The following is a 12,855-nucleotide window of genomic DNA, read 5'->3' on the forward strand; positions in this document are numbered from 1 at the left end:
TTTATGTGAAGCTAAAAATAAAAACGCAAAAAAAAGCATGACAATATATGACCAACGTAGGGAACGCCGAGAGAATCAACATGGATGGAAAAATCAAGTCACTGTTAGATGACTATTTATTAGAGATCGGAAATGTTATTTATCACCCCACCGCAGCAATTAGCGGTATTAGCCTACTTTTCGTATTACAGGGAGAGATTGATATCGTTATTGATGAAAAACTTCAGCGGCTAGGTGCTAATCAAATTGCAATCGTTAACCATAATAGTCATTTCAGTATTAGCGGGGAAAGCGATAACATTTTGATCAAATTAGTCATCAATAGCCGATATTTTTTGCGTTACTTTCCAAACTATTATCAGTTTCGCTACCTCATACCTTTTCAATCACCAGATTATTATTATAAATACTTATGCAGTCTGCGAGCTCTGATTGCCAAACTCACTATAACACAGTTGCGAGGCAGCCAAGAAAGTTCCCAACTAGAAGCTAATAGCTACTTATCAGAAATACTATTATTACTGGTGGTTTATTTTAAAGAGAAAGAGAAAAAAAATACCGATAGTCTCAATCACTCCCCTTATAGCAGAAGAATAGATAATATTATTGAGTTTATTAGCAAAAATAGCCACCGGCCTCTTTCTCTGCGCCAAATCGCCGAGCAAGAACATGTCTCTTTTGCTTATTTATCGCGCTTATTTAAAAAAGAGGTCAGTATTAATTTCACTGAATACCTTAGCCAATTACGTCTTAAAAATGCAATGCATACATTATCAACGACGTCTAAACCTATCTACCAAATCGCCGAAGAATGTGGTTTTACTCGCACACGCCACCTCAGCGATCTCTTTCATCGCCGATACGGAAAATCAGCACTTCAGCTTCGGCAAGAAAATCGTAGCTCAACGTACTTAGATTCTCAACACACTGCAGTCTCTGCCTGTGTAGCTGGAAGCCAATACCTAGAGCGACCATTGAAACATCACCAATTACTACAGTTGCTCACTCAGACGGTCAATGAAAACAGCGATCGGCGCCTATATCATCGGATACCGATTAGAGAACAAAAACTGCATTTATCTGGAACAAAGAAAACAATAAAAGAGCCCCCAAACATTACTTTAATGGTTGGTGAAATATCCCAGATACTTAAATATTCTATTCAGCAACAAATCAGTCTGACTCACAAAGAAATTGGCGTTGCATACGTTGAGGTTTACCACCTCATATCCGATGATAGTATTCTTCCTGAGTTTATTTCAGATGAATACAAGCCTTCATTTTCACCCTATGATAATACCGATGAAGCCATAGCTTTTCTGCACCGCCATAAAATTGGTCTCATACTCAGACTCTACATGCATAAAATATCCTGTGAGCCCGAGCAATATCTCACTAAGCTAAGCCGATTTATTCAGCACAACATTAATATGTTTGGCATGCGTTATCTTCAATCATGGCGTTTTATCTGTTATCCCACTGACGAAAAACAGAGGCAGAATGCCAATATTTCGCTAATTTTTCAATCGGTTTATGAGGTCATCAAAAAATGGTTACCCAAGGCGGAAATTGGTATTTTCCATTCATTTCATGCCGATAAAAATGAGCTTAGCAATGACCCATTTTTCCATAGCCGCATGGCAAAATTAGTCGATTTTATTGGCTATGCGGCTAATCCAAATGAGCAAATTAATTTAGCTAAATTACAAGAAGAGATAAAGCATAATCACGATGAATTCATTCAGCGACGCACCCTACTTATTTTAGCTCAGCTCCATCGACATAATATTGACGCATCGCTTTATCTCGCCTCGTGGAATACCCTAACTGGCGATACGCGTCATACAAATGGCCGCTTCTTTCGTGGTGCATTGCTCATCCGTGCTCTGCTAAAGCTGCCACCGCAGGTTAGTACGGTTGGATTTTGGATTAATTCTGAAATTCAGCATGAAGCGCTGAGCGCAACCTACATAGATATTCGCAGTTTGGCACTGTTTTACATCAGCAATACTCGCAGGCCTATTTATCATGTGCTGCGCTTAAATACGCGTCTACGTGGAAACATCATGTCTCAGAGCGAACACTACTTGTTAACCCAGATTGAAAACGGGTATCAACTCCTGCTTACCAACCCAGTCATTTTTCACCCCTATCTATCGATGCAAGAACAAATCATTCAAGATTTAAAAATACGCCTAACCTTTGATTTTTCAGGCCTTAAAAATGGAAGCTACCAAGTCAAAAAGTGGATATTTGATCAGCAACACGGCGCGCTATACCGCGAATTTGAACGCCAACAAACCAGTTATGGCCGAGATGATGAAATCATGCAGGCCATTGAACGTCAGGCAATGCCTTATCTTTGCGTTAACGATATTGATATTATCAATTCATGGAGTATTTCCGATGAATTAGACATTAACGCTATCCACTTTTACGAGCTAAAAGAAATACTGCAATAGGCCACAATGGGCGCATATCCAGCGCCCTTTTTTTACTCAGATCTGATTACCACCTCAATTACGCACGAATCGCTCACGAATACTCAGCAAAATCTGCTCGTTATTCCTATACTTAAACGCATATCGCTCAATCATCCCCGCTATCGGCAACGGTAAACGAGGGTTTGATGCCTATATCGTTCACTCAAAACCCCATCGCCAAGTCCTGTTTTCCGCTTGTTTAATGGAGCTTTTTTATGCCACAGGGAGCCCGCCTTATCCCCTTTTTTACTCGGTACCTCGTTTTACTCGCCGTTCTCTTTTTTTCATGCTCAGCCAGCGTGAATGCCGTTGAACCCCAAAAGGAAACGGATTCTAAAGCAGCCTATTCCGCATTAGCTGACATTCTGTCTGACACCAACAGCCGCGATGCGCTGATTGCTGAACTGCGTGACAGCGCCAAAACCGGTAAACCACTGGCAGAAAAAAGCGCCAGTACTGTCCCTGCTGAAACCCGCGATGAAACCTTTGCTGACCAGCTTGATTCCAATATTCAAGGCTACCTCACCGTCGCGCAGAGCAAATTGGACAGGTTAATTACGGCGCTGAAATCGCCGCCGCATAAAGCGTTTAACCCCCAAACGTTTTGGCCTGCCCTCACTCATTTCCTGTTCACCGTTGCCGTGACCTTTGCGCTATTTTTAGCGATTCGTTTTTTTGCTACGCCGTTTTATAAGCGAATTGGCAGTTGGGGGCACAAAGCACGTGAGAAACGAGCAGACTGGGCGCGACGCCCAACCGCCATTATCAGCGCATTCGTCATTGATTTACTGATCCTGCTGTTTTGCGTCACCGCCGGAAACATTATCGCGACCACCTTCGGCACTAACAGTCCGGTTACGATGCGCCAGCAAGCCCTTTTCCTGAACGCTTTTGCCCTGATTGAGTTTTTCAAAGCCATATTGCGCCTGATATTCGCGCCTAAATTTGACTATCTACGCCCGTTCCCTTTTAGCGACGCAACCGCAAAATATTGGAATACACGCCTCGCATGGCTAAGCGGCCTTATTGGCTATGGGTTGATGGTGGTGGTGCCTATTATTCAGGTGCAGCTCGGGGCTTCATCTGCCGTGCTGGTGAACTTCTGCATTATGTTGGCTCTGACCGTTTATGCTATTGGCTTGATACTGGTCAACCGCCTGCGAATACAAAAAGAAATCACCGCGCTTGGCAACCGCTCGCTGGCCTTTTTCGGCGTATTTTTACATGCGCTTTCACACATTTGGCATATTCTGGCCATCGTTTATTTTCTGGTTCTGTTTTTACTGTCGCAGTTCGACCCCGGCAGCAGCCTCGCTTTCATGATGAGTGCCACGATTAAAAGCCTGATCGTCGTTGGCTCCGGTGCGCTTATTTCAGGCCTGCTCACCCGCTGGATCTCACGCCGCATCACGCTGCCTGCCGACATCAAGCTCAAATACCCGATGCTGGAACGGCGCGTAAACTCCTATATTCCTAGCGCGCTGCAAATCATGCGGTTTATCGTTGTGGTGGCGATCCTGCTGTTCCTGCTCGATGCATGGCACATATTCGGCCTTCGGGCATGGCTAGACTCGGCCACCGGTGAAAAAATTATCGGCGGATTGGTTCATATTCTGCTGATCATGTTTATTGCGGTTCTGGGATGGACACTGCTCGCCAGCGTGATTGAGCATCGGCTCAGCCTTGAAATGGACAATCCCAAGCATCCCGGCGCACGCGAGCGCACGTTGCTGACGCTATTCCGCAATGTGTTATCCATCGTGATTACCACGATCACCGTGATGATCATCCTGTCACAGATCGGCATCAACATTGCACCACTGCTGGCGGGCGCTGGAGCATTAACGCTCGCCGTCAGTTTTGGTGCTCAAACGTTGGTTAAAGACGTCATTAACGGCATATTCATCCAGTTTGAAAATGGCATGAATACCGGTGAATACGTCACCGTATTTGGCATTACCGGCACCGTCGAGCGCATGACTATTCGTTCTATCGGCCTGCGGGACGATTATGGCGTTTATCATCTGGTGCCCTACTCGTCGATCACCACCGTGGCTAACTATGCACGTGAATTCGGTGTATATCGCGCCAACTACGTGATTAGTCGGGATGAAGATATCGAGAAAGCCAACGAAGTCTTGAAACAGGCGGTCGCTGAATTACGCGATAATCCGCGCTTAAAAAGCTTACTTATTGGTGAACCCGCGTTTAACGGCGTGGTGAAATTGGATGATGTGTCATTTACGCTGCGCACGACAATTCGCACCGTTGCACTGCAACAGTGGACGATTCAATATGCGTTAGACAAACTGGTGAAAGAGCATTTCCAGCGGGCTGGAATTAAAACGCCGCATCAAAATGTTCAAATCAGCTATGCGGCACCGGAACAACAGGCTTTGTTACCACCGCAGAACGACACAAATAACGTTGAAAAATAATGGGTAAGAATGCCTCTCCATTTGGAGAGGCATTAAAGATTCCGTGGAGATTAGCGGATTTTACGCTTGTTCTCTGGCAAGAACGTCCATGCAATAAAGCGGCTAACTTTCTGCCCTTGAGACATTTCAATAGTGCGAACGTCCAGCGCTTCCACCTCTTCCAAGGCTTCATAAATCGCAGGCAAGTTCTCCTGACGAGAAACCAAACTGGTGAACCAACCTACCTGCTTGGCAAAAGATTCGCTCTCTTCGATCATTTTGGTGATGAACGCAACTTCACCGCCTTCACACCACAGCTCACCGGCTTTTCCACCGAAGTTCAGCACCGGTGCGCTGGCGTCACGACCCAAGTTAGTCAGTTTACGACGGGTGCCGCTCAGCGCATCTTCCGCAGAACGGTGGAACGGCGGATTACACATCGTGGCGGCATAATGCTCACCGCTCTTGATCGCCCCTTTCAGAATTTTGTTCGGGTCTTGCTGCTGGCGCAGACGAATATTTTTCGCTGCTTGCGGATTTGCCTTGATAACGGCACCCGCTGATTTTAGCGCCACCGCATCGACTTCAGTACCGGTAAAACGCCAGCCATACGCGTGCTGGCCAATCAGTGGATAAATACAGTTTGCGCCAACGCCGATATCAAGAATGCATACATTCTGCCCACGAGGAACCTGATAGCCGTGATCTGCCGCCAGCACATCAGCCAAATAATGCAGATAATCTGCACGGCCAGGGATCGGTGGACACAGATAGCCTTCTGGAATATCCCAGTGTTCAACCTGATAAAAATGCTTCAGCAAGGCGCTGTTTAATGCTTTCACCGCCAATGGATCGGCAAAATCAATGCTGTCATCGCCCCATTGGTTGCGGAAAACAAACGCTTTTAGCTCCGGCGAAGTTTCGCATAAAGTGGTGAAATCATAACGTTCACGATGAAGGTTACGAGGATGCAAGTTGGTTTTCTGTGCAGGAAAGTTCTTTTTCTTTGGATTTTTCATTCGGCGATTTCGATCAACGTTAAGACATCATGAGTGTATTCCCCTATGCGCTTTGCCGCCTAAAAGCCGCCAGCGCCGTCGGTCAGAGGAATAAAATAGGGAAATTAGCCGGAGTATACCCTAAATGACTGGCGTTGCGTTAAGGGGCAGAGCCAGCACAGCCACACCGATAGCACCAAGCTGCACCTATTTATACTGTAAGCTGTTGCTAACTCTGTTCAATGCGTAAGGATGTTATATGTCTTCACCCTTTGAGTATTACAGCTATCAGCCTCGCCAAGGGCATGGATTAAGCCACGATCCGCTTAATGCCATTATTGGCCCCCGCCCAATTGGCTGGATCAGTTCAATCAGCGCCGACGGCAAACACAATCTGGCTCCCTACAGCTTTTTCAACTGTTTCAGCTACCATCCACCGGTGATTGGCTTCGCTAGCAGCGGCTGGAAAGACAGCGTGGCGAACATCAATGAAACCGGCGAATTTGTTTGGAATCTTGCGACGATAGAAACGGCAGAAGCTATGAACCAAAGCTCCGCGGCGCTCCCTCGCGGGGAAGACGAATTTGTATTTTCCGGCGTGAATATGCAGACCAGCCAATGGGTGAAGGCCGCGCGCGTTGCGGAAAGTCCGGTCAATTTTGAGTGCAAGCTAACGCAGTGTATTCAGTTGCAAGACCAATATGGTCAGCCATTTGATTCGTGGCTGATATTAGGTGAAGTTATCGGCATTCATATCGCGAAAAATCTACTCAACAATCAAGGCGTATATCAAACCGCAGCGGCAAATCCTATTTTGCGAGCCGGAGGCCCTTCGGCCTATTACACGATCAGCGATGAAAATCGCTTTGATATGCTCCGGCCGATAATAAAATAAAACGTTTCAAGCGGTTAAAAAAAATACAATTAGATATATGAAGCCTTTTATATTAAATATATTGGGCTTCATATAGTTAGCCCAATAGCAGACATCTTCTCGTCATCATAATTCACATTAAATAAACATTTTTCATTTTTAATTAATCCCTTAGCAATAGAATTATTCATATCAAAAAGAAATATCCCTGTATTTATTAATGGAAATATCATATTTTCTTCCTAGAAAAATCCTAATCAATAACGACAGGTGTTCCTTAATTTACTCAGGACCCAATTTTATCTAGGAACAGCGGCATGGTGTTACCCTCAGCCTTGTACAGAAAACCCGTTTCAACATCATTACGCATCTTGATATCAACGTTAATTGCGGCGCTTGTGGCCATTGTTTTCGTTATTCTGGCTGGACATGCTATACAGCACCAACGCCAAAACCAGCAATATGAATTGGCAAAAACAGGGCTGATGTACGCCACACATTTGGCCGATGACTTAGACCAAAAAATGGTCTCGCTTCTTCCTCTTACCGCGCTCGACTGTGAGAGCGTGGTGAACACCTTGGCAAGCAAAGCCGTATTCAGCGGCGGCGTTCGGGCCTATATTCTGGTTCGTGACGGCATTGCCGTTTGCTCAAGCGTCACACATAGCATGTCATCACCGGCATCAAAAATTTATCCCAAGCTTGACCTAAATCGTGATTCCGACATGGTGCTACAGCAGGGAACTCCGCTGGTTCCCGATCGCCCCGTGATTGCATTTTGGCACTCTATCGGTGATGGAACCCGCACCGGCGTATTGCTGACGCTGGATATCAATCCGGCGCCCTACATGCTGTTTTTTAGCCGTGAGCGCACCATCTCAGGCCTAGCGCTAACCATAAAAGATCGTGCTATCAGCACTTTTGAGCCGAAAATCGTTGCCGAGAACGCGCTGCCCGCTCATCCCGATATCATTATGCAGGATGAAAAGAACCGCTTTACCTTCCGCCTTTATGGTAGCCCGTTATCAGCCGGCGATTTAGGCCTGCTTGGTCTTGTGACTTTGCTGGTTGCTATGGTGGCTTGGCTCATCACCTTCTATGTACTATCGCAGCAAAGACGGCTCGATCGCGATATTTTACAAGGGATCAAGCGCGGTCAGTTTTTCCTTGTTTACCAGCCAGTCATTCATTCAGAGACTCAGCTGCCTGGGGGATTTGAAGCGCTGATTCGTTGGAAACACCCTAAACTCGGGTTGGTTCCACCAGACGAATTTATTCCCTACTGCGAATCCGAAGGGCTTATCGATCGTTTGACCCAGCACATTATGGAGCTGGCGGCTCAAGACGCGCATCGACTGATCGATTTCGTGCCCAAAGGCACCAAGTTAGGACTGAATATTTCTCCTCTACACATGACGTTAGACAGTTTTAAAGCTGACGTGCGCCATTTCCTCGATTTGATGCCCACCGAGCATTTCATTCCGTTGTTCGAAATTACCGAACGCAGCATGGTGCAAGACGGCGGCGCTGAGAAAATTTTCGATTGGCTGCACGCGTGTGGCATTGAACTGGCCATCGACGATTTCGGCACCGGCCACAGCGCACTGATTTATCTCCAGCGCTACAAAATTGATTATTTAAAAATAGACCGCGGTTTTGTGAACTCTATCGGCTTAGAAACCGTCACCGCGCCGGTTTTAGATGCGGTTCTGGAATTAGCACAAAAGTTGAAGCTACAAATCGTTGCCGAAGGGATAGAAACGGAGGAGCAGGCCGAATATCTGCGCCAACGCCACGTAGATTATTTACAGGGTTATCTCTTCTGCCGCCCTCTTCCGTTGGAACAACTGTGCGATTACTATCAGCAGCACGTCAACGGTAAATTGGTCTGAATTGCGTCGCTTTGCAAAGAACTTAGAACAAAAAGTGCAATGAATTGAAACTTTTATCCCTTGCTTGGCATAACATTGCTATTCTTGGTACATCCGCAGGGTTGCGGAGCATTTAATGGCGTAAAACGCGATAGCCGCATAGTCATAGTTGCGCCGCGTAGCCATTGTTGACCTGATTGATATGTCATATATGCCTAGAGCATTCTAGGCGTTAAGCAGGAGCTAACACATTCATGTACTCGCGCCTTCTAAAGACCTTGTGCACGGTGGTCCCCATTGTGGCCGCCTTCAGTTTCAACCTTCGCGCAGACGTCATTAACGAAAGCTACGCTTTTGCTATTTTAGGCGAGCCCAAATACAGCAGTGACTTCACTCACTTCGACTATGTCAATCCCGCTGCTCCCAAGGGCGGCGATATTACGCTTTCTGCGCTGGGCACCTACGACAGCTTCAATAGTTATGCCTCACGTGGCCACCCGGCGGTGCGTGCTAACCAGCTGTACGACACGCTGTTTACCAATTCAGCGGATGAAATAGGCAGCTACTATCCGCTGATTGGCGAAACCGTACGCTATGACGACAAATTCAGTTGGGCAGAAGTTAACATTAACGCCGACGCACGTTTCCAAGACAACACCCCGATCACCGCACAGGACGTCCAATTCAGCTTTAATAAATTTATGACCGAAGGCGTACCGCAATATCGGAGTTATTACCAAGGCGTAAAAGTTAAGGCGATTTCTCGATTAACCGTACGCTTTGAGCTTCCCAAGCCCGACAAAGAGATGATGCTCAGCCTGATTGGCGGCTTAAAGGTGATGCCAGAAAGTTTCTGGAAAAATCACAAATTATCCGAGCCACTCAATACGCCACCGCTCGGCAGCGGCCCGTACCGTATTTCTGATTATCGCCTCGGTCAGTTTGTCACCTATTCGCGGGTCACCAACTATTGGGCGGCAAATTTGCCGGTCAACCGTGGGCAATATAATTTCGACACCATTCGCTACGACTATTATTTGGATGACAAAGTGGCCTTAGAGGCTTTCAAAGCGGGCGCTTTTGATTTCCGCATGGAGACGTCACCAAAGAACTGGGCAACACAGTATAGCGGCGGAAACTTTGCCAAAAACTACATTGTTAAATCCGACGAAACCAACCAGTCGGCACAGGATACACGCTGGCTAGCCTTCAATACCCAACGTCCTATTTTTGCCGACAGGCGAGTGCGTGAGGCGATTTCGTTGGCGTTTGATTTTGAGTGGATGAATAAGGCGCTGTATTACGACGCCTATCAGCGCACTAACAGCTACTTCCAAAATACCCAGTATGCCGCGCGAGGTTATCCTGATTCGGCGGAGCTGGCATGGCTCGCGCCGCTGAAAGGCAAAATTCCGGCGGAAGTGTTTAATCAGGTATATCAGCCTGCCGCTACCGACGGCAGCGGTAACGACCGCGAAAACCTGCTTAAGGCCACCAAACTGTTAGAAGACGCCGGTTGGACGATAAAAGACCAACAACTTGTCAACAAAGCTACCGGAAAACCCTTCGCCTTTGAGCTGCTACTGCCAAGCAGCAGCAATTTCCAATATGTGATGCCGTTTAAACACAATTTGGAAAAGCTCGGTATTACGCTGAACCTGCGTGAAGTTGATACCTCGCAATACAGCAACCGCGTTCGTTCTCGTGATTTTGATATGTTCCCTACCGTATACGGCGGCATGAACTATCCCGATCCTTCGCTGAAAATTCTCTGGCGCTCAGACTACATCAGCTCAACGTGGAACAGCGCGGGCGTGCAAGATCCCGCGGTTGATAGCCTGATTGATAGCATCATTAGCCATCAAGGCCAGCCAGACGCCCTACTCTCACTCGGGCGCGCATTAGACCGCGTACTGACATGGAATTACTACATGCTGCCCATGTGGTATTCCAACCATGACCGCATTGCCTACTGGGATAAATTCTCGATGCCGGCTCTGCGTCCGGCATACGATCTCGGCTTTGATACATGGTGGTATGACATCAACCGCGCGGCGAATCTACCGCAACAACGGCGTTAAGAGGTGTTCTGATGACCGCTTATCTTATTCGCCGTTTGCTTCTGATCATTCCCACTCTGTGGGCCATCATCACCATTAATTTTTTTATCGTGCAAATTGCCCCCGGTGGCCCGGTTGATCAGGCCATCGCCAATATCGAAATGGGGCAAAACGCCGGTTTTGGTGCCGGTGGTGGCGCGCATGTCGGCGCCGCACACACAGGCATTGCCGCCAGCAACGTGGGTGAAGGCCAATATCGTGGCGCTCGAGGCCTCGATCCCCAGATTATTGCTGAAATTGAAAAGCGCTTTGGCTTCGACAAACCGCTCCACCAGCGTTACTTCGATATGCTGTGGAACTACATTCGCTTTGATTTCGGCGATAGCCTGTTTCGTGGCGGCTCCGTAATGTCGCTGGTTAAGCAAAGCCTGCCGGTGTCCGTCTCCCTCGGGTTATGGAGCACTTTAATCATTTATCTGGTGTCGATACCGCTGGGTATTCGCAAAGCCGTTCACAACGGTTCTCGATTCGATACCTGGAGCAGTACGCTGATCATTATCGGCTACGCTATTCCTGCATTTTTATTTGCCATCATGCTGATTGTGCTGTTTGCTGGCGGTAGCTATTGGGATTGGTTCCCCCTGCGTGGCTTAGTTTCCAGCAATTTCAGCTCGCTATCGTGGTATGACAAAATCACCGATTATCTCTGGCATATCACGTTGCCGGTGCTTGCCACCGTCATCGGCGGTTTCGCCAGTTTAACCATGCTAACCAAAAACTCTTTTTTGGATGAAGTACGCAAACAATATGTGGTTACCGCGCGCGCCAAAGGGCTAGATGACAAAAAAATCCTTTATCGCCATGTGTTCCGCAACGCCATGCTGCTGGTCATCGCAGGCTTTCCAGCTACTTTCATCAGTATGTTTTTCACCGGTTCGCTGCTCATCGAAGTGATGTTTTCGCTTAACGGTTTAGGATTGCTGGGCTATGACGCTATTTTACAGCGTGATTATCCAGTGATGTTCGGCACGCTGTATATTTTCACCCTGCTGGGATTACTGCTGAATATCATCAGCGACATCACCTACACGTTGGTCGACCCACGTATTGACTTCGAGGCTCGCCACTGATGAAACTCAACCCAATCAATCAGGCGCGCTGGCAGCGTTTTAAAACCAATCGCCGTGGCTATTGGTCCATGTGGATCTTCCTGCTGGTTTTTATCATGAGCTTAGGCTCAGAGCTGATCGCCAACGACAAGCCGCTTCTGCTGCGTTATGACCAACACTGGTACGCGCCTTTCTTGGTCAACTATCCTGAAACCACGTTCGGTGGCGATTTCAAAACCGCTACCGATTATCAAGATCCGCTGATCCGCAGCAATATTGAGCAACATGGCTGGGCAATTTGGGCGCCGATTCGTTACAGCTACAACAGCATTAATTTTGCCACCGAGGTGCCATTTCCTTCTCCGCCGTCTGCTCAGCACTGGCTCGGCACCAATGAGAACGGCAACGATATTTTAGCCCAGGTGCTGTACGGACTCCGAGTTTCTATTTTATTTGGCCTGATGCTGACGGTGCTTTCTAGCGTGATTGGTATTACCGTGGGTGCCACGCAGGGCTTTTACGGCGGAAAAGTCGACCTTATCGGGCAGCGTTTTATTGAAGTCTGGTCAGGCATGCCAACCTTATTCCTGATTATTTTGCTCTCCAGCGTGGTTCAGCCTAACTTTTGGTGGCTGCTGGCAATCACGGTGATTTTTGGCTGGATGGGGTTAGTCGGCGTGGTGCGTGCAGAGTTTTTACGCACGCGAAATTTCGATTATATCCGTGCCGCCCGCGCCATGGGGGTGAGCGATCGTACCATCATGCTGCGCCATATGCTGCCTAATGCGATGGTCGCAACGCTGACGTTTTTACCGTTTATTCTGTGCGGCGCCATTACCACCCTCACCTCACTCGATTTTTTAGGCTTCGGCTTGCCTACAGGCTCTCCATCGCTCGGCAGTTTACTGCTGCAAGGTAAAAATAACCTGCAAGCGCCTTGGCTTGGCATTACCGCATTTGCCGTGCTGGCCATTTTGTTGTCGTTGCTGATCTTTATATTCGAAGCGGTACGTGACGCTTTCGACCCATCGAAGGTGAATTGA

Annotated in this window: 8 protein-coding genes; 7 read left to right on the forward strand and 1 reads right to left on the reverse strand. The window is 47.5% G+C overall.

Annotation, left to right across the window (positions count from 1 at the left end):
• Positions 1-47: 47 nt before the first annotated feature.
• Both U0008_RS13220 and ybiO read left to right on the forward strand, forming a co-directional pair.
• Positions 48-2,462: a helix-turn-helix domain-containing protein gene (locus U0008_RS13220; RefSeq protein ID WP_080723949.1), complete on the forward strand. Its 2,415-nt coding sequence runs from the start codon at positions 48-50 to the stop codon at positions 2,460-2,462.
• A gap of 236 nt (positions 2,463-2,698) precedes the next feature.
• A complete protein-coding gene (ybiO, locus tag U0008_RS13225) occupies positions 2,699-4,921 on the forward strand; it encodes a mechanosensitive channel protein (protein ID WP_043493950.1) in 2,223 nt (740 codons plus the stop codon).
• Between the two features lie 50 nt (positions 4,922-4,971).
• Here ybiO and rlmF read toward each other — a convergent pair whose 3' ends face one another.
• Positions 4,972-5,919: a 23S rRNA (adenine(1618)-N(6))-methyltransferase RlmF gene (gene rlmF, locus U0008_RS13230; RefSeq protein WP_043493952.1), complete on the reverse strand. Its 948-nt coding sequence runs from the start codon at positions 5,917-5,919 to the stop codon at positions 4,972-4,974.
• Positions 5,920-6,157: 238 nt separating this feature from the next.
• On the opposite strand from rlmF, the gene U0008_RS13235 reads away from it, so the two are divergent.
• From U0008_RS13235 to U0008_RS13255, 5 genes are all read left to right on the forward strand, one after another.
• Entirely contained in the window at positions 6,158-6,793 is a 636-nt protein-coding gene (locus U0008_RS13235; protein ID WP_043493954.1) for a flavin reductase family protein, read from the forward strand.
• A 296-nt stretch (positions 6,794-7,089) separates the two neighbouring features.
• A complete protein-coding gene (locus U0008_RS13240) occupies positions 7,090-8,664 on the forward strand; it encodes a cyclic di-3',5'-guanosine monophosphate phosphodiesterase PdeN (protein ID WP_043493956.1) in 1,575 nt (524 codons plus the stop codon).
• A 233-nt stretch (positions 8,665-8,897) separates the two neighbouring features.
• Positions 8,898-10,724: an extracellular solute-binding protein gene (locus U0008_RS13245; protein WP_043493959.1), complete on the forward strand. Its 1,827-nt coding sequence runs from the start codon at positions 8,898-8,900 to the stop codon at positions 10,722-10,724.
• Positions 10,725-10,735: 11 nt separating this feature from the next.
• Positions 10,736-11,833 carry a microcin C ABC transporter permease YejB gene (locus U0008_RS13250; protein ID WP_043493963.1) on the forward strand — a complete coding sequence of 366 codons (1,098 nt, stop codon included), beginning with the start codon at positions 10,736-10,738 and terminating at the stop codon, positions 11,831-11,833.
• Positions 11,833-12,855, forward strand: coding sequence for an ABC transporter permease (locus U0008_RS13255; protein ID WP_043493965.1), 1,023 nt, complete (start codon positions 11,833-11,835; stop codon positions 12,853-12,855). Before U0008_RS13250 ends, U0008_RS13255 begins: the two co-directional genes overlap by 1 nt.

The sequence above is a fragment of the Hafnia alvei genome, from assembly GCF_034424155.1.
Lineage (GTDB): Bacteria > Pseudomonadota > Gammaproteobacteria > Enterobacterales > Enterobacteriaceae > Hafnia > Hafnia alvei.